General features: G+C 46.8%; 17 protein-coding genes. 11 read left to right on the forward strand and 6 right to left on the reverse strand.

Translation table 11 applies throughout. The annotated features are described in order from the left end of the window. The first annotated feature begins 62 nt into the window (after window positions 1-62). The 4 genes from dnaA (at window position 63) to gyrB (ending at window position 6,775) form a co-directional block, all read left to right on the forward strand. Window positions 63-1,643: a chromosomal replication initiator protein DnaA gene (gene dnaA / locus TH3_RS00005; protein ID WP_007088334.1), complete on the forward strand. Its 1,581-nt coding sequence runs from the start codon at window positions 63-65 to the stop codon at window positions 1,641-1,643. Window positions 1,644-1,952: 309 nt separating this feature from the next. Then, window positions 1,953-3,071, forward strand: a complete 1,119-nt coding sequence (gene dnaN / locus TH3_RS00010) for a DNA polymerase III subunit beta (protein ID WP_007088333.1) — start codon at window positions 1,953-1,955, stop codon at window positions 3,069-3,071. Between the two features lie 64 nt (window positions 3,072-3,135). After that, window positions 3,136-4,296 (forward strand): DNA replication/repair protein RecF, encoded by a 1,161-nt coding sequence (recF, locus tag TH3_RS00015; RefSeq protein WP_007088332.1) that lies wholly within the window; start codon window positions 3,136-3,138, stop codon window positions 4,294-4,296. 19 nt (window positions 4,297-4,315) lie between these two features. Beyond that, entirely contained in the window at window positions 4,316-6,775 is a 2,460-nt protein-coding gene (gene gyrB, locus TH3_RS00020) for a DNA topoisomerase (ATP-hydrolyzing) subunit B (RefSeq protein WP_007088331.1), read from the forward strand. Window positions 6,776-7,119: 344 nt separating this feature from the next. On the opposite strand, the gene TH3_RS00025 is transcribed toward gyrB, so the two are convergent. From TH3_RS00025 to TH3_RS00050, 6 genes are all read right to left on the reverse strand, one after another. Next, a complete protein-coding gene (locus TH3_RS00025) occupies window positions 7,120-7,980 on the reverse strand; it encodes a glycosyltransferase family 2 protein (RefSeq protein WP_052268340.1) in 861 nt (286 codons plus the stop codon). Between the two features lie 279 nt (window positions 7,981-8,259). Next, on the reverse strand, window positions 8,260-9,441 hold the full coding sequence (locus tag TH3_RS00030) for a CgeB family protein (protein WP_007088329.1): 1,182 nt from the start codon (window positions 9,439-9,441) through the stop codon (window positions 8,260-8,262). Further along, window positions 9,438-10,172 carry a class I SAM-dependent methyltransferase gene (locus tag TH3_RS00035; protein WP_040059353.1) on the reverse strand — a complete coding sequence of 245 codons (735 nt, stop codon included), beginning with the start codon at window positions 10,170-10,172 and terminating at the stop codon, window positions 9,438-9,440. The genes TH3_RS00030 and TH3_RS00035 overlap by 4 nt, the downstream gene beginning before the upstream one ends. After that, window positions 10,169-10,780: a DUF268 domain-containing protein gene (locus TH3_RS00040; protein WP_052268389.1), complete on the reverse strand. Its 612-nt coding sequence runs from the start codon at window positions 10,778-10,780 to the stop codon at window positions 10,169-10,171. Before TH3_RS00040 ends, TH3_RS00035 begins: the two co-directional genes overlap by 4 nt. Window positions 10,781-10,923: 143 nt before the next feature. Then, window positions 10,924-11,727: a glycosyltransferase family 2 protein gene (locus tag TH3_RS00045; RefSeq protein ID WP_007088326.1), complete on the reverse strand. Its 804-nt coding sequence runs from the start codon at window positions 11,725-11,727 to the stop codon at window positions 10,924-10,926. Between the two features lie 7 nt (window positions 11,728-11,734). After that, complete coding sequence (locus TH3_RS00050; protein ID WP_040059358.1) at window positions 11,735-12,928, reverse strand: glycosyltransferase family 4 protein; 1,194 nt, start codon at window positions 12,926-12,928, stop codon at window positions 11,735-11,737. Between the two features lie 556 nt (window positions 12,929-13,484). On the opposite strand from TH3_RS00050, the gene TH3_RS00055 reads away from it, so the two are divergent. The 7 genes from TH3_RS00055 to gmd all read left to right on the forward strand — a co-directional run bounded on the left by TH3_RS00055 (window position 13,485) and on the right by gmd (window position 19,174). Beyond that, complete coding sequence (locus TH3_RS00055) at window positions 13,485-14,429, forward strand: hypothetical protein (protein WP_007088324.1); 945 nt, start codon at window positions 13,485-13,487, stop codon at window positions 14,427-14,429. A gap of 1 nt (window position 14,430) precedes the next feature. Continuing rightward, on the forward strand, window positions 14,431-15,054 hold the full coding sequence (locus TH3_RS00060) for a class I SAM-dependent methyltransferase (RefSeq protein ID WP_007088323.1): 624 nt from the start codon (window positions 14,431-14,433) through the stop codon (window positions 15,052-15,054). 188 nt (window positions 15,055-15,242) lie between these two features. Then, window positions 15,243-15,659: a hypothetical protein gene (locus TH3_RS22175; protein WP_007088322.1), complete on the forward strand. Its 417-nt coding sequence runs from the start codon at window positions 15,243-15,245 to the stop codon at window positions 15,657-15,659. Next, entirely contained in the window at window positions 15,656-16,771 is a 1,116-nt protein-coding gene (locus tag TH3_RS00070) for a DegT/DnrJ/EryC1/StrS family aminotransferase (protein ID WP_007088321.1), read from the forward strand. The genes TH3_RS22175 and TH3_RS00070 overlap by 4 nt, the downstream gene beginning before the upstream one ends. Before the next feature lie 189 nt (window positions 16,772-16,960). Beyond that, window positions 16,961-17,161: a cupin domain-containing protein gene (locus tag TH3_RS23530; protein ID WP_420855228.1), complete on the forward strand. Its 201-nt coding sequence runs from the start codon at window positions 16,961-16,963 to the stop codon at window positions 17,159-17,161. Then, the gene (locus TH3_RS00075) at window positions 17,148-18,083 is read left to right on the forward strand and encodes a GDP-L-fucose synthase family protein (protein WP_007088319.1); all 936 of its coding nucleotides are present in this window, start codon (window positions 17,148-17,150) and stop codon (window positions 18,081-18,083) included. Before TH3_RS23530 ends, TH3_RS00075 begins: the two co-directional genes overlap by 14 nt. Beyond that, the gene (gene gmd / locus TH3_RS00080) at window positions 18,080-19,174 is read left to right on the forward strand and encodes a GDP-mannose 4,6-dehydratase (RefSeq protein WP_007088318.1); all 1,095 of its coding nucleotides are present in this window, start codon (window positions 18,080-18,082) and stop codon (window positions 19,172-19,174) included. The genes TH3_RS00075 and gmd overlap by 4 nt, the downstream gene beginning before the upstream one ends. Window positions 19,175-19,196: the final 22 nt, after the last annotated feature.

The raw sequence follows: 19,196 nt of genomic DNA on the forward strand, positions 1-19,196 counted from the left end.
TTTTTTGTCTTTCGCGTTTTGTTTGGTAGTGAAGATTGATTAAGCGGGGAAAGGTTCTAACAGTGCAGCACGCCGTTAGGGGAACGCAATCGGCACTCGGGGAGTCCAACGGGGGGATTCCGGGTGACCAGCAGGCGGCACTAGACGATCACGCGAAAGCGACATGGCAGGTTGTCCGCGAAAAGCTTCGTTCGGAGTTTGGCGCGACTGCCTATCGTTATTGGCTTGATCCCGTCGCATTGATCGCCGTCGAAGCGGGGGTCGCACGTCTTGGTGCGCCAACGCGTGCGATGCGTGACTGGGTAACCCAGCACTATCTGGATCGTATTCAGTCCTTCTGGCATTCCGAGGACGAGAATATCCATTTTGTCGAGATTGTTGTTGTCCAACCGGCAAATGGAAACGGCCAAAAAAACGCATCTTCTTCCACAACTTCTAATTCAGCGGCCCAGTCTGCCAATAGCAGTGCACGCGGACGCATCTCTGACGATGTCGCGCGACTGGATAAGGCTGCGAACGAGGTGACTGGTGCCGAAGGTTCCGGCCTGTCCTATGCGGGCAATGCAAAAGGGCTGGTGTCGGGTGGTCGCAAGGCAATTGGCACCATGTCCGACGACGGCATATCGGCGGCTCTTGATCCCCGGTATACTTTCGACAATTTCGTGATCGGAAAGCCGAACGAATTCGCCTATGCGGCAGCACGCCGTTTGGCAGAGGCCGAATCGGTGCCATTCAACCCGCTGTTCCTTTACGGCGGCGTTGGCCTTGGTAAAACCCACCTGATGCACGCGATTGCATGGCATATTCGCCGCACGCAGCCGCACCGCACGGTGATTTACCTGTCTGCTGAAAAATTCATGTACCGCTTCATCCGGGCCCTGCGTGACAAGAACACCGTCGATTTCAAGGATCAGTTCCGGTCCGTCGATGTTCTGATGGTTGATGACGTTCAGTTCATTTCGGGCAAGGACTCGACCCAGGAAGAATTCTTCCACACCTTCAATGCGCTGGTGGATCAGGGGCGTCAGATCATTGTGTCTGCTGACAAGTCGCCATCCGATCTGGAAGATATCGAAGAACGCCTGCGTTCGCGTCTTGGCTCGGGCCTTGTTGCCGATATTCATGCTACGACCTATGAGCTGCGTCTGGGTATTCTCGAATCGAAGGCAGAGCGTCAGAACATAGAGCTGCCACAGCGTGTGATGGAGTTTCTGGCTCACAAGATCACCGCGAACGTGCGCGAGCTTGAAGGTGCGCTTAACCGCGTGATCGCCCATGCGCAGCTTGTCGGTCGTGAAATCAGTCTCGATATGGTTCAGGACGTGCTGCACGATGTCCTGCGCGCATCCGAACGCCGGGTTTCGATTGAAGAAATTCAGAAAAAAGTTGCCGAGCATTTCAACATCAAGGTGTCGGACATGCATTCCGCCCGTCGCGCCCGGGCAGTTGCCCGCCCGCGCCAGGTTGCGATGTATCTGTCCAAACAATTGACGACGCATTCCCTACCGGAAATCGGTCGTAAATTTGGCGGTCGTGACCATACGACCGTCATGCATGCAGTTCGCAAGATCGAAGAGTTGCATGTGAGTGATCCGTCGCTGTCGGAAGACATCGACCTGTTGCGTCGTATGCTTGAAGGCTGATCGCAGTTTGAAAATACGCTACGGGTCACGGTCCAGGGACGGTGACCCGTTCTGATTCCAGTCGGATATTTACGGTAATCGACGGGCTGAAAATCAGGCATCGCGCGGGGTTCCGCCTTTTGCGTGCATTGGGTGGAAAAATATACAACGACTCGTTTTGTTTGCTTGGGTTTAAGCCTTAAAAATCCTTCGATTTCCCAGCATGCATGTTATAATGCGTCTGCCTTGCCCGAAAGGGTGGAGCAAAAGCGACAAAACCGATTATAAATCAATTTGTTAAACCAATACTGACAGACGGATAGGACGGGCATGAAGCTGACCATTGAACGCGCGGCTCTGTTGAAATCTTTGACCCATGTTCAAAGTGTGGTCGAACGGCGCAATACCATTCCGATTCTGTCCAATATTTTGCTGCGGGCGGAGAATGACCAGCTTTCTCTGACGGCAACGGACATGGATCTTGAGGTGATTGAAACCACCACTGCAGAAGTCAGTGAAGCCGGTGCAACCACAACCCCCGCCCATACCCTTTACGAGATTGTCCGCAAGTTGCCGGAAGGCTCGCAGGTGCAAATCGCGCTTGAGCCAGGTGCAGGGCGTCTTACCCTGTCGGCGGGTCGTTCGAAATTCAATCTGGCGGTTCTTCCTGTTGATGACTTTCCGGTCATGTCTGGTGGCGAGCTTCCGGTCAGCTTTGGCCTTGCCGCGGCGGAACTTCGCGGTCTGATCGATCGTGCCGAATTTGCGATTTCGACCGAAGAAACCCGTTATTACCTGAACGGTATCTATTTTCATGCGACAGACGCCGAAGGAACCAAGATCCTGCGTGCGGTTGCAACCGATGGCCATCGTCTGGCGCGCGTCGAAGCACCGCTTCCCGATGGGGCGGAAAACATGCCGGGCGTCATCGTGCCGCGCAAAACCGTTGGCGAATTGCGCAAGCTGATCGAGGAAACCGGGGAAGCGGTCGATATCGCATTGTCCGATACCAAAATTCGCTTTGGTTTCGGAAAGGCGGTTCTGACCTCCAAGCTGATCGATGGTACGTTCCCGGATTACGAGCGTGTCATTCCGTCTGGCAATGACAAGACTCTTGATATCGAATGCAAGGCTTTTGCAGACGCTGTTGACCGTGTTTCCGCCATTTCGATCGAAAAATCGCGTGCGGTCAAAGTCGTCATGTCGGGTAATACCCTGACCCTTTCCGCGTCGAGCCCGGAACACGGAACCGCATCCGAGGAACTCGAAATCAATTATGATGCTGATGACATCGAAATCGGTTTCAACTCGCGTTATTTGCTCGATATCGCCAAGCAGGTGAAGGGTGACACCCTGAACCTTCTGATGTCGGACGGATCATCTCCGACCATTCTGCGCGATACCGATGATCTGTCGGCATTGTATGTTCTGATGCCGATGCGCGTCTGACGGTTAGCGCACTTTTGCTGTGGCTGTTCTTGCCCATAATCTTCCACACCAAGACGGTACGTCGATGACGAACCGTCTTGCCGTTTCCCGTATACAGCTTGGTGACTTTCGGTGTTACGAAAGTCTGCGCCTGTCGCTTGACGGGGCACCGGTGGTTTTGACCGGTCCGAACGGGGCCGGGAAAACCAATCTGCTTGAAGCGTTATCGCTTCTTTCGCCGGGAAGCGGGTTAAGGCGAGCCAAGCTGGGCGAGATATCGCGCAGGGTGCCGGGCGAAGACGAGGGTAGCGTAAGGGCCTGGGCCGTTTCAGCGCACCTGACCACACCGGATGGTGAGTATCAGGTTGGATCAGGCCTTGATCCTGCGGCTCTTGCGCAGGGGCGCGAAAAACGCGCCGTGCGTATTGATGGTGAAAGCCAGCGTGGGCAGGCATCACTGGGTCGGGTTTGTGCCGCGGTCTGGCTGACACCGCAAATGGATCGTCTGTTTCTGGACGGTCCATCGGCGCGTCGCCGTTTTCTGGATCGTCTGGTTTATGGCCTTGATCCCGAACATAGCAGCCGGGTCGCCGCGTATGAACATAGTTTGCGCAGTCGTGCCAAGCTTTTGAAAGAAGGCAAAGGTGACGACAGGTGGCTGGCCTCGATCGAGGATTCGATGGTGCGTCATGGTATTGCCGTTGCGGTTGCGCGCGCTGAATTGCTGGCAAAGCTTGGCCGGGCTGGGACTATGGTTGTTGGGCCTTTTCCGGCGGCAAGACTTGCACTTGCAGGGGATCTTGAAAACTGGCTGGAGCAGTTGCCAGCGATCGAGGTTGAAGACAGGATGCGGGCGGCATTGCGCGATGGACGGTCACGCGATGCTACCTATGGCGGGGCTTCCGTCGGACCACAACGCAGTGATTTGCTGGTGTGGCATGATGCCAAGAACCAGTCGGCAGATCAGTGTTCGACGGGCGAACAAAAGGCCCTGCTGCTATCGATGATTATGGCCAATACCCGCTTGCAGAGCAAAGCACGCGGAGCTGGTCCGTTGCTGTTGCTTGACGAGGTTGTGGCGCATCTGGATGCAGAGCGTCGCCGCTACCTGTTTGATGAAATCGTGGCGCTTGGCGTCCAGGCCTGGATGACAGGCACGGACCGGGCGCTGTTTGAAGGTTTGGACGGACGTGCGCAATTCTTCCGCGTGGAAGATGCCACACTGACCGCTGAAACCACTCCGTGAATGCCGAGGTTGTGACGCTATGACCAACGAAACAGAAGCTCCGAAAACCGCCGAACAGCAGGCGCAGGATTACGGTGCAGAATCGATCAAGGTTCTTAAGGGCCTTGAAGCGGTGCGTAAACGCCCGGGCATGTATATCGGCGATACCGATGACGGCAGTGGCTTGCACCACATGATCTATGAAGTCGTCGATAACGCGATTGACGAGGCACTGGGCGGGTATTGTGATACTGTCTGGGTGCAGTTGAACGGTGATGGGTCGGCAACGATCCGCGATAACGGCCGTGGCATCCCGACCGATCTGCACAAGGAAGAAGGCGTTTCTGCAGCCGAGGTCATCATGACCCAGCTGCATGCCGGCGGTAAGTTTGACCAGAACTCCTATAAGGTTTCTGGCGGTCTGCATGGCGTGGGTGTGTCGGTTGTGAACGCCCTGTCGACTTTGCTGAAACTGCGCATCTGGCGTAATGGCAAGGAGCATTACATGGAATTCTCCGGTGGCGATGCGATCAAGCCGCTGGAAATTGTTGGTGATGCGCCGATGACGGCAGAGGGCAAGCCGCTGACCGGGACCGAAGTTACCTTCTATCCCGATGCCGAAATCTTCACGATGACCGAGTTCAACCTGCCGACGCTTGAACATCGTCTGCGCGAACTGGCTTTCCTGAACTCTGGCGTGATCCTGACGCTGCGTGATGAACGCCATGGCGAGCCGGTTGAAACCAAGCTGCATTACGAAGGTGGCATTCGTGCTTTTGTCGAATATCTCGATCGTAACAAGACACCGCAGATTGAGGAGCCAATCGCCATTGTGGGTGAAAAAGACGGTATTACCGTTGAAGTTTCCCTGCAGTGGAATGACAGCTATCACGAAACCACGCTGTGCTTTACCAACAATATTCCGCAGCGTGATGGCGGAACCCACATGGCCGGTTTCCGTGCGGCTCTGACCCGTCAGATCAACTCCTATGCGCAGGAAAGCGGAATTGTGAAAAAGGAAAAGGTCAGTCTTTCGGGGGATGATGCCCGGGAAGGCCTGACCTGTGTGATTTCGGTCAAGGTACCGGATCCGAAATTCTCATCCCAGACCAAGGATAAACTGGTTTCATCCGAAGTCCGTCCGGTCGTCGAGAACATCGTGAACGACAGGCTTCAGCAATGGCTGGAAGAACATCCGCAGGATGCACGCAAAATCGTCACCAAGGTTGTCGAAGCCGCGTCGGCCCGCGAAGCGGCGCGCAAGGCACGTGAACTGACCCGTCGTAAAGGTGCGCTTGATATTTCATCCCTTCCGGGCAAGCTTGCCGATTGTCAGGAACGCGATGCGTCCAAAGCCGAACTGTTCATCGTGGAGGGTGATTCCGCAGGTGGATCGGCCAAACAGGGCCGTGAACGTGGCTTCCAGGCAATCCTGCCATTGCGTGGTAAAATCCTGAACGTTGAGCGCGCGCGTTTCGATAAAATGCTTTCAAGTCAGGAAATCGGTACGCTGATTACCGCCCTTGGCACCGGGATTGGCCGCGATGATTTCAATATTGAAAAAACGCGCTACCACAAAATCATCATCATGACTGACGCCGACGTCGATGGCGCGCATATCCGAACCCTGCTTCTGACCTTCTTCTATCGTCAGATGCCTGAATTGGTTGAACGGGGATATCTCTATATCGCACAACCACCGCTTTATCGCGCCAAGCGAGGTAACTCGGTCCAGTACCTCAAGGATGACCGCGAGATGGAACAGTACCTGACCGCACAAGGGACCGAAGATGCGTTGCTGACGCTCAATGGCGGCGTGCAGGTTGCTGGTTCGGATCTGGTGCGGATTGTGGAACTGGCGCGCAAGGCCAAGGGACTGCTGGAGCCGCTTTCGCTGAAATTGCCGATTTCGATTCTCGAACAGGCCGTACTGGCGGGTGCCCTGAACCCGGCATTGCTTGACGATGATGCCAAACGTCAGGAAGCGGCGAATACGCTTGCTGGTCGTCTTGATCTTCTGTCCGAAGATTTTGATCGCGGATGGAAGGGCGAAGCATCGCAGGATGAAATCGTCATGTGGCGTATGCTGCGCGGTGTCGAAGAACGTCACGTCATTGATGGCAATATCCTGCGTTCGGCCGAAAGCCGTGCGATTGCCGGGTTGCTCGTTGAACTTCGCGAATTGTTCGAAAATGGTGCTGAATTCGGTGCCAAGGACAAGATCTGGAAAATCAATGGTCCGGTCGATCTGGTCAACGCGGTAATGGAATATGGTCGTCGCGGAATTTCGATCCAGCGCTATAAAGGTCTGGGCGAAATGAACCCCGATCAGCTTTGGGAAACCACCCTTGATCCGAATGTCCGTTCGCTCCTTCAGGTGCGTGTTGATCATGCAGATGAGGCCGAGGAAGTCTTCTCGACCCTGATGGGTGACGTCGTTGAACCGCGTCGTGACTTCATCCAGTCGAATGCTCTCAAGGTTGCTAATCTAGACGTCTGATTATCGGCGTGTTGTGAATTTATGCATAAAATTAGAATGGGCAGAGCAAGTTCATCTGATTGAGATGAGCGTGCTCTGTCCTATCTTCTTTGCTGAGATTTTTGCGACGAACTGTCTGCTTTGCGAATACGGATATTAGCCCCAGCGCATGCATAAACAGATTCTGAGAGGTTTCGGTGATGCTTCTTCTTAATGGGGAGTTGCATCTCATCTTCAAGCACGCTTTGTCGGATCAAGTCTTCCAATGTTGAACCTTGAAAAGATAATCTTATAAATCTTGGTACGTATTGGCCAGATGATTGTCCTTGTGTGCTTTCTATTGCAGAGGGATTATATAGTTTTATTTAATTGCATGTATCCCAAGTTTCTTTCCATAATTTTTCAGTTTCTTCGCTTGTTTTCAGTTTTTTATTATAAATTTTCGGTTTTTTCTTAAATACATCAATGAATAGGTAGTCAATCGATAATTTCGCAATTTGTAAGGTTATTGAATAAATTAATTTTAAGTAATCAAGAAGGGTTCTGCTGCATTTGATTTGCGATATTATTGTAAATTTTCTACTCATAATACGCTTCTGAAAATTGAAGAAATCTTCCCGATATCCAAGAAGGACTTCGGGTAATACGGCGAAACAGCTATGCTTATAAGATCGCAGTAACATATCATAGTCTTGTGATTTAATTTGATTCTCATCATACCGGAAATGTCTAAACCACTCTATTTTTCCCATCCAAGTAGGGTGAGGTAACTCAAACCCGGACAATGGGCTTTGGCAAATAGATTTATGATCTGATGGAAGGTTGCGGACGCCGATTGCTTCTCCATTATCTCTAAAAATAAGCAAGCTAGTTCCGAGTAAATCTATACTCGGGTGTGACTCTAGAAAATCAACTTGCTTATGGATGCGTTCCGGAAAACAAATATCGTCACCATCCATTCTCATAAAATACTTTCCGGCTGAAGTATCTATTGCTTGGTTTAGTCGATAAGCTAGGCCGCGACAATTTTGATGGTGGGAGAACTTTATTCTGCTATCCGAGAAGCTATCGATAATAGATCTCGTGTTATCTGTGGACCCATCGTCAATTATAATTAGTTCCCAAAATGGGTAAGATTGATTCAATATTGAATTAATTGCTGCCGAAATAGTATTGGCGCTATTATGAACAGACATCCCAATGCTGACTAGGGGAGTGTTTTTCATGTAAACATCTCTCTTTATGCTTTTCCTAGATATTTTTCACGATAAGAATGGTTGAATATATTTTTTTATCTTATCGCCCAAAATTCACTAACTCAATCATCATAGGGTTCTTGACGAATAATATTAATACTCTATATATACAAAATTTTGTAATAAAATTACATTTTGATTTTATACGTTTAATTGAATTATTCAGTTGAATAGCATTTCACAATGCTACATTGAATTATTATTAATTTTGATTAGCGCGATTTATCGATATGGAACGAAAAACTTTCATTATAAGTCGGGAAACATTCGTCCTGGAAATCCTTTTGCTGTAAATGTGTGGTGTCCTAGAAATCTCCAAGAAAGCCCAAAAACTAGTCTACGCGCCGCTCTTGGGCCACGTCTTTTTCCAAAAATTACGCAAAGTAATCCGCAAATGATTTTTCTAATAGCAGTTAATAAATATGTCTTTCTATGATATTTAATAGATTTTTCAAGAGAGCTATTGTTATTTTTTTTTCTGTTATACGGCTCTACTGATGAGGAGTAATTTAAAATGGATTCCATTCTATTGACGTATGTGTGTTCTCTGGCAGTTCTGGAAAAGCCGTTCTGGGCTATATCGTCTCTTTCTTCTGGGTTTGCTAGATAATATTTTATTAGGTCTTCCAACTCTTTATCAGTATCAAATATTATGACTTCTTTACCATTTTCGTAAAATTTCTCGATGTTCCGAGCATTTTCCGTAACTAGAAACCCACCGCAACCAGGCACCTCGAACGTTCTTGCTTTAATTTGGTTCTCACCGTACGAGTTGGCAAAGTTAAGGCTTATTTTTGAGTTTCTTATAATGAACGGTATCCGTTCTGCGGGTACAGGTCCTGCAGGCCATCCGTGACCAAAACATGTCACTTCTATACCGTTTTTCTTTAGCTCTTCTACTCTTTTGATCCGCGAGCCGTGAGCTGCCCCTACAAAACTAACTTCATACTGGCAATCTTTTGCGGGTAGCGGCTCAGAAAGCCAATTTTCCGGTGCAGCCCATTGAGTTAGCAAAACGTTTCTAATGCCATCTTTATGATAGCGAGGAACTATATAATCATATGTGGTAGTCATCGCGTGGTAGTGACGGCCAATAAACCTAGAAACTTCTTTATACTTCCACGAATCATCCGCTGCCCAAGAAATGGTTTTAACGCCATCTCTTGCTGAGATAATATCGATTGTTTCTGCCCATATTTCGTAGCTCATATGAACAGTTAAAACTATTTTCGGTTCGAATGTAATAACTGTCTCTAACAGTTTCTTATTCAAATCCGAAAAATCTTTATAATTATCTTTGTCCCATGATTCGAAATGAAGGACTTCATGACCAAGTTTCTTTAGAGCAGGTATAAATGAAATATATTCTATGCCCAATCCTCTGCTTGGATCTCCATATTGATGTTTTCCAAAGACACAAAGAACTCTCATTTAAATCCTTTTTGTGCGACTACGTGATATCCAACCGTAAATTTCTTTTCCGCATCATATTTGTCAAGTATGCGAGAGATAATTGGTATTGCTATGGCAAGAATTGGTGACAGCGCGATCCATATGGGTAACCACAGTAGTCGACTTATAATGTCCATTTTTAACTTCCACGGCTTAGTCGATGCGACAAACCGTATGCTCTCTTGAGAGAAAAACGCATAAGATCCTCGGTTTTCTTCAACCCGGATTTCATTAAATCCATTTCTTTCCAAAATGGATTTATACCAAAAAGGCGTAAAACCACCATAATAGTGGTGTGGTTCTTGATGTATCCCTGATCCGAGTGGCGCAGAAAGTAAAACTTTCCCACCCGGTTTAAGTATTCTGCTGAACTCTTCTATCAGTTTAATTGGTTCAAGGATGTGTTCTAGTACTTCCGTGCATATAATTACATCAAAGCTAGCGTCCTCTACTGGGATAGAAGATGCATCACACACATAGTCTATTTTGCCATAAGAACCATTTCGCAGCTGACTGGAGGTTAGCTGCTGAAAATCTTGGGTTTTGTATTCACAGTGCTGTAACAGATTCCGATATGGACATGATCCCGCGCCGACATCCAAGACTTTGCTTCCTGCCGGAAGCTGGCGACACTGAGAAGATACCCAAAGATCTCGCTCATATAGGTTGTAAGCCCAAACCGAATGTACTGCTTTACGAACTGACTTCATGACTTCCTAACAAATACATACATACCGCATGCGTAAGACTTATCCGCTGCATCTAAAGGTTCGGCTTTGTCGAAATAGTTACCGAGATCGTCTACAAAGCTGAAGCTCTCTAAATCCAGTTCGGGAAACATTTCTATAAACCTTACAGGATCGAATATCCGATGTGCATTAAAACACACTTTCTCTTCGCCTACGGGCACAGAAATATACAGTCTCCCCCCGGGAGAGATAACGCGTTCTAATTCTTTCGCGGCCTGCAAGCTGCCGGTCGGGGTTATGGGGTCTCCATAGCGGCCAAGGCCAACGTGCTCAATCACATGCATGCAAGACAGGGAGCTTATGCTTCTGCTTGTTCTAGACAGATTGAGTAAATCGTCACCAAGGCATCTGAGGCCGGAGATGTTTACGTTTAATGGTCTAAAATCGAGAAATTCGACAGGTACAAAAGCTGATAGAACACTGATGGCTTTAATGTCTGAACCGATATCGACGTGATTGTATGGTTTGCTGCTTGCAAGTTTGCGTGACAACCAAGCCGCTTGATAAAAATAATGGGGATCAAAGCTTGTTTGAGAAGTTTTATCTCCTAGGCAAGGATAGCTATCCAAGAAACTAGCTTTCCCTCCTTGTGCTACAAATCGCCTCCAGTCCAAAAAATAGGACGGAAAATGCAATAAACATATAAAGAAACTGTGTAAATTTAGGGAAGTAATCCAGTTCTTTATTAGGTTTTTGTTTTTTCTAAGCATAATTATCGCACGCACTTACAATTGGAAATATGTGTGCCTTTTTCAGCATACGAATTGATAAATCTTTGGAATATCCTTGCTCTGGCTCTTGCCCAAACAAAGTAAAAATACCTCGATAATTGTTTTTCATATTTTCTGCTGAATTTCTCTAAAATTTCTTTCTTCTCTTCTTTGTATTGGATTGACTTACCAATTGAGATTTGATTGGAGTGTTTTCTATAGGCACTGAAAACTTTTGGAATGTATTCCGATTTTCCAATGCTGGAAAGTTTAAGGAAGAAGTCAAAATCTGCCGCATACTTGATGTCAGAATTTATACCACCAACGCTGTGGTATAAAGAGCTCCTCCAAAAACAAGCATCTTGAAGAGGAGTCCACGCTCCATATAACATCATTTTCTCTATGTTGCTCGTTCCACCACAGCTGCGAAACAAGACGTGGCTGGTTTCGTCGATGTAGTAATCGTCACCAAATATCCAATCAACATCGGATTTTATAAATTTCTGTCGCGCTGTATCAAGCGCACCATCGAGCAACAGATCGCTTGAGTTAATCCAAGCCATAATATCACCGGTTGCAAGTGCAAATCCCTTCGAAATAGCATCAGCGTATCCGTTGTCAGGGCAGCTAACCCAACCGGTTATATGTTTTTCGTATTTTTTGATGATATCGACACTATTATCATGCGACCCACCATCAATTACGAAGTATTCATCTCCTTTCTTCAGGTTAATCAAAACAGATTCGATTGTTTCCGCTAGAAATTGACCGGAATTATAGTTTGGGGTGACAATAGAAAATTTCATTTTTAATTTACCGAAGCCAATTTCTTCTAATTTTGGAAAATTCTTCGATTAGTTCATAGATGCCGGAGCAGAAGTCATGGGGCTTCCAGCTTTCTGCTCGAATTTTTCCCATTTTTTTTAAATCTAACGCTAGAGATTTTTGGGTGTACACAGTGTGAATTGCTTTTGCTATGTCAGAGGGGGCCAATGGATCAAAGAAAATAGCTGCGTCTTTGAGTTGTTCGCGCGCTCCCGGAATGTCGGCCGCAGCAACGGGGCATCCTAAAGCAAATGCTTCAAGAGGAGGGAGATTCTCTGGACCACAAATACTAGGATAGACCAGCATTTGAGCATTTTGATACAAATCGATCAACTCTGATTTTGATACAAATCCACAAAACACAACCTGGCTGGTTAAGCCTAGGTCTTCTGCAAGCTGCCTGATGTAGTTCTCGTTTCCTTTATTGGAGCCCACCAAGACCAACTGCAATTTGGTTTCGTGTCTTTCACCTAATTCTTTCAGAGCTAAAAGCAAATTCGCGTGGTTTTTATGCGGCCAAAATTGGGCCGGGTAAACCACATAGTCGCCGCTGATCCCTTTCTTCTGGCGAATATCTGTTTCCTGTTTTTCTGAGCTTAATGCGAAGCCTGGTGTTGGATGGGGGAGTATTCTTACCCTAGGCGCTGGTATCCCATATAACTGCATCAGCTCTTGTTTACCAACTTCTGTTCCTGTGATGATGAAGGAGGCACGTTGGAGAAAATATTTGTATGACTGTTCTCTTGCATCCCATGTTCCAAGAGAACTCATTTCCGGAAACCAGGGCGTCATGCGATGCTGAAGATCCCACACTGTTGCTATATAAGGTGTGTCGGTAACTTCGTGCGCACCTCCTCCAACATGCCAGAGAAGATCTAGCTCATGCTTTAAAGCTGTGCGTTGGAGAGGACCCGGGCTTCTTAGTAGTCGGCGAATTAAAGGAGAGTAATTCGATAAATTATTCTTAAACTTATCCAGTGAACTTGTATCTATTTTTGAATGTTCTATTTCTTTTGATTTTTCATCGTTATTTTTTAAAATTGTATCATTTTCAGTTAATGCGAAAAAACTGTGATTGCTATCACGTATAAAGGGAAAAATAGCGTTAAACACTTCATTTTGGAATGTGAAAGCGCCACCTGTATCTTGATGGAAATTTCCCAAGCAAATACCAATTTTCACAATTAAGCACCTATTTTACAGCTTTTAAAGTAGGCATATTAACCAAATTTCTAGTCAAAATGCGGTACTATATCGATAATGTTCTTAGAATAATTGAGTTTTGATGTGGGATGTAGGCCATTTTATCCGCCTTGCTTGTATCGTGCGCGTTTCTCTATGGGGCCAGATAATTGCCTCCTTCCGGCGAGCTATGTAATTCGATTTATTAACTGGGATTTTTATGCTGTTCAATAATTTCTCAATTTCCTGCTTAGAGAGCTGCTTTTATTTTAGTGCGGCAATCTTGCTTAGGGTCTGGTTTCGGCTGGCATTTTGCAATGTGGTCCGACCGTTTATAGAGGAGCCGAACCAGTGCGGTTCTGTTTATCGTTTAACTGAAATGAAAATTTAATTCATCTTGTTAGCCTTAGATTTAAGGTTCTGATTTTGATCAATTTATCAGAAGCAGGTGACAATCTAACAAATCAGGTGGTGATGATGCTAAACACTTATGCTATTTCGGTCGCGTAAGCTAAGTTTCTGAGCCAGTATAGATTTTGTGAGCCTAGGAAATATTATGAGTGTAAAAAACTGGTTCTTCAAATGCCTGCAGTCATGTGCAAGGGCTGTAGGTGTCTACGAGATTCGTGAGCAGATTGTAGAAACGAAGATTCTATTGGGGCGACAGATAGCCAATCAAATGAAATCGCACCAAGCTCTGCCAAAGATTTCTGACGCGGAGTTCAAGGTTTTTTCTCAATTCGGTGATGATGGCATTATTCAATATCTACTGCAGCAGGTAGATGTTCCAGAAGGTGCGCGGAGATTTATCGAATTTGGTGTGCAAGATTACCAGGAGTCTAATACTAGGTTTTTGCTCATGAATGATAACTGGAGCGGGTTGATCCTGGATGGTTCGAGCAAAAACATCAGCAAGGTAGTATCAGACACTCATTTTTGGCGATACGATCTCACGGCGATAGCTGCTTTCATCGATAAAGACAACGTGAACGAGCTGTTTTCTAGCAACGGTTTCGAAGGTGAAATCGGAATCTTAAGTGTGGATATCGACGGGAACGACTACTGGGTTTGGGATGCTATTGATGTCGTGGATCCAATCATTGTGATTTGCGAGTATAATAGCGTGTTTGGGGATGAGCTCGCAGTTACTGTTCCTTACGATCCAAAATTCCAGCGAGGTGCGGCGCATTATTCCAATTTGTATTGGGGAGCGTCGTTGGCATCGCTTTGCATGCTAGCGGAGCGTCGTGGATACGCCTTCGTTGGATGCAACAGTGCGGGAAATAATGCCTATTTTGTGCGCAGGGATAAGTTGGGTAATCTGCGGGCCTTGAAATGCTCCGAAGGTTTTGTCGAGGCAAAATTCCGAGAGTCACGTGATCCCAGAGGTGAGTTGACTTACTTGCCAGCCGGCAAAAGGCTTGATGAAATATCTCAGATGCCAGTCTTTAATGTGGAAAAGCAGTCAGCAGGGAATATTTCAGAAATATTTGGGATTTAAAATGGATAATCAGAAAGAAGATGGCTCATTGACGATCTTGAGAAAAAAGGCCTTTTGGCTTTTTGAACGCATTTTTTTCGGCGGTCGGTTGTCCGAAAAAATTCTAGTGAAGCTTTTAAGCTTGCATTATCGCAGTGTATTTCGACGAGAATGGTCTTGGGCTCGTGAACAACCGCATTTCTTTAACCATAGGATCGGTTTTTTTGACTTCATTTATGGAGAGAGCGGAACCAGCATATTCCCATATTACCGTGGTTTTTTTGTCTCTGAGCTTATAAAAGACCATGATCGGTTACTTGATATAGGGTGCGGAGACGGTTTTTTTACGAAACGCTTCTACTCAAAACGCTGCGCGCACATTGATGCAATCGATATTGAACCTACTGCAATCGAGACGGCAAAGTCCTTGAACGCATCTCCAAAAATCGACTACCGATTGAGTGATGCTGTAAATAAGCCATTTCCATCTGTAGATTACAACATAGTGGTTTGGGATGGCGCAATTGGGCATTTTGCAGCCGAGACAACCCACATAGTCCTCGCAAAAATAGTGGAAGTTCTCTCAGAGGACGGGGTCTTTGCGGGTTCTGAATCTTTAGGTTTGGAGGGGCATGATCACCTTTAGTTCTTCGAAACGATTGAAGAGCTGGATGCTCTTTTTAGCAGCCATTTCCCCTATCGAGCATACCGAGTGGTCAAGTACGATACTCCATTCAGTCCTGGGATGTTGCGGCATGAAGTTTTTTGGCGCTGTAGTGCCAATCCAATACGAATAGATCAGTCTGGATGGACGGTTCTTTAGGAGATAGGCTGATGAGTCATGAAATTGTAGAATACCAAGGTACCCGGTACGCTGAGATTATATGGGCTACCGCCTGCGTTGAAAAAACCCGTTTTTTCTCTCCTCCGGAATCGTCATTCCAATTTGGACTGTTGGCGCATGAGGCAGGATACCAGGAACCACCGCATTTCCATCGCGAGTTTGAGAGAACCGTACGTGATCTGCAACAGATGTTCGTGGTTCAAAGAGGGGTTGTTGGCGTTCAGTTGTTTGATGACGACGGCGTGCTAATCCGTGAGGTCATACTTAATGCTGGTGATGCAATCGTGCTTATTCATGGTGCGCATGCCATCCACGTAATCGAAGACATGCAATGCATTAGCGTCAAGCAAGGGCCTTTTATGGGAGACGAGTTTGACAAGGTTGAGATAGAGGTCAAACAACCATGATTCCAGTGTTTGAGCCAATTATTGGCGAAGAAGAAATTTCTTACGTCACAGATGCGTTACGTAAAGGTGAGTTGTCAGGGACTTTTGGTCATTATTTGGAAGCTTTCGAGGCTGAGTTCGCCGCGTTTTGCGGTTGCGAATATGGTGTGGCTGTTTCAAATGGTACCACGGCACTTCATCTTGCCGTTGCCGCTGCGGGTATCCAACCTGGTGAGGAAGTGCTGATAAGCGCCAGCACAAATATTGCAACGGCCTTGGCTGTAGCTCACAACAACGCAATTCCAGTTCCTGTCGACTCTGAAGAGGGAACTTGGAATCTTGATCTAGATTTAATCGAGTCACTTATAACGCCGAAAACAAAAGCAATCATCCCCGTCCATTTGTTTGGGCATCCTGTAGATATGGATGCGCTGATGGCAGTGGCGAGAAAGCACGATTTGATAGTTATCGAAGATTGCGCTGAAGCACACGGGGCGACCTGCCGTGGTCGTAAGACCGGGGGCTTTGGTGATATGGGATGCTTCAGCTTTTATGCGAACAAGGTAATTACCACCGGTGAGGGTGGTATGGTGGTTACTAATGACAAAGCCTTGGCAGAGCGGTTGCGGTTGTTGCGTAACCTTGCTTTTACAACACCCAGATTTCGCCATGAGGAGCTTGGCTACAATTTTCGCATGACGGGCTACCAAGCTGCGATGGGGCTGGCTCAACTGCATCGTATCGAACATATAGTGGATGAAAAGCGTCGTGTTGCGCATACCTACAATTCTCTTCTAGAGGACATTCCTGGTCTTTTGCTGCCTGTTGAAAAAGAATGGGCGCACAACGTCTACTGGATGTACGCCGTAGTCATTGGTGATGAATTTGGGATGTCACGGGATCAGTTAAGTGAGAGCCTCAGGGCGCACGGCATAGATACACGCACGTTCTTCTGCCCAATGAACCAACAGCCATGTTTGCAGGAGATCCCAGGTTTCAAAAACGTATCTTGCCCGGTTGCAGACCGTATATGGGAAAACGGGCTTTACCTTCCCTCAACTCATAACCTTACTGAAGGGCAGCTGGCGCAAATAGCGAAAACTCTGAGCGATCTGCAAGGTGGTTTAGATTGAGTATGCGGAATTGAACAGGCTTATGAGGCGATGAGGAATTGGAAATGGTCGTTTTTAACGCGCCAGATGAGCTAGTAGGTGGCTGCAAATACTGGAGCTGATGACGGGACTGATTTCAATATTAGAGTGCTTTTATGTATCTTGTTGTCGCACTTCAGCCGTCAAAAATAGCTTAAGAGCTGGATAGTCATATATGGCGTGAAAGAAAAGAAACCAGTTGCTGAAAAGTTCTTCGATATTTCGATGATTGTTTTTCGCATTCTGTTGGGAGTATGGCATACGTTGGCAAACCCGGAGAGATCCGCGACGAAAATCGCTGGGTATCAACCGGGTCGTTATCTTGTAAAAGATGATATCGTGCGTTTTGAGGACTACAATGGTAGGAAGTAAAATATTTGTTGCGGGCCATCGTGGTATGGTCGGATCCGCTATTGTCCGCAAACTTCGATCTCTTGGTTATAATAACCTTTTGTTGCGATCAAAGGATGAGATCAATCTTCTTGACCAAGAGGCGGTGTTTAACTTTCTTAAATTAGAGAAGCCGGACTATATATTCATGGCTGCTGCCAGAGTAGGCGGTATTCACGCGAATAATACTTATCGAGCTGACTTTATCTATTCTAACCTCCAAATTCAGAATAATATCATTTGGGGGGCGATGTCAGCCGGTATCAAAGATATGTGCTTTCTGGGTTCTAGTTGTATTTATCCTCGCGACTGCCCGCAACCAATCAAAGAAGATAGCTTGCTTACTGGTGCGCTTGAGAAAACCAATGAACCATACGCGATAGCTAAAATTGCCGGGCTTAAACTCTGTGAAAGCTGCAACTTGCAGTATGGAACACGTTATATTTGCGTGATGCCGACTAATCTTTACGGACCCAATGATAATTATGACTTGAATAATGCGCACGTTTTGCCAGCGCTGATGCGTAAGGCTCACGAGGCAAAAGTGCAAGGCGGAAAGGAAATGATTGTTTGGGGGACTGGGGCTCCTAGACGCGAATTTCTCTACGTTGATGATCTTGCGGATGCCTGTGTGTTTCTGATGCAAAACGGGGTTCGTGAGGGTATGTATAACGTAGGTTGTGGTGAAGATATTACTATAAGAGATTTGGCTCAGAAAGTAATGGACGCTGTTGGGTTTGAGGGCGAGGTGATTTTTGATGCATCAAAACCAGATGGCACACCCCGCAAGTTGTTGGATGTCTCCCGAATGTCTAATCTTGGATGGAAACCGAAATTATCCTTGATCGATGGGCTCGCCAAGACATATGAAAATTACCTTGAAAATACGAAAGTGACGCTGTGAACAAAGAAAATAAAGTCGCCCTTATTACAGGTGTAACCGGCCAGGATGGCGCGTATTTGGCTGAGTTTTTGTTGGAAAAGGGGTATATCGTTCACGGTATTAAGCGCCGTACAAGCTTATTTAATACGGATCGAATAGACCATCTTTACCGGGATCAGCACGAAAAAAGTTTGCGGTTTTTCCTGCATCACGGCGATATGACAGATAGTTCCAGCCTCACGCGGATTATTCAGAAAACGCAGCCCGACGAAATATATAATCTGGCTGCCCAAAGTCATGTTGCGGTTAGCTTTGAGGAGCCGGAGTATACCGCAAACTCTGATGCCTTGGGCGCGCTGAGGATTCTTGAGGCGTTAAGAATACTCGGCATGGAGAAAAAGACCCGTTATTATCAGGCTAGCACCTCCGAGCTGTATGGCCTTGTTCAGGAAATACCCCAAAAAGAAACGACACCTTTTTATCCCCGCAGTCCGTATGCAGTTGCAAAGCTTTATGCATACTGGATCACTGTTAACTACAGAGAAGCGTATGGCATGTACGCGTGTAACGGGATTCTTTTTAACCACGAAAGTCCGATACGTGGTGAAACGTTTGTTACGAGAAAAATTACTCGGGCACTTGCCCGTATTAAGCTTGGGCTTCAAGACTGCCTTTACCTTGGAAACCTTGATGCCAAACGCGATTGGGGGCATGCGAGGGATTACGTCGAAATGCAGTGGTTAATGCTTCAGCAGGAACAGCCGGAGGACTTTGTCATTGCATCTGGTGTGCAGTACAGCGTCCGTGATTTTGTGAATGCAGCGGCATCTGAACTAGGCATGAATATCTCGTGGAGTGGCCAAGGTGTTATGGAGAAAGGATATGATGAAAATGGAAAGCTAATTGTGGAAGTGGATCCACGATATTTTCGACCGACTGAAGTTGAGACATTACTTGGCGACGCTACAAAGGCGAAAACCAAGCTGGCATGGCAGCCGAAAACAAGCTTCCAGGAGCTGGTGTCCGAGATGGTCATCGAGGATTTAAAAGCCGCTGAGAGAGATGAGCTTGTGAAGGCGCATGGCTTTAAATATATGCGCTATAATGAGTAGAAAGTGCTGCGGAGTAATCTAA

It is taken from the genome of Thalassospira xiamenensis M-5 = DSM 17429 (genome assembly GCF_000300235.2).
GTDB classification, from domain to species: Bacteria; Pseudomonadota; Alphaproteobacteria; order Rhodospirillales; family Thalassospiraceae; genus Thalassospira; species Thalassospira xiamenensis.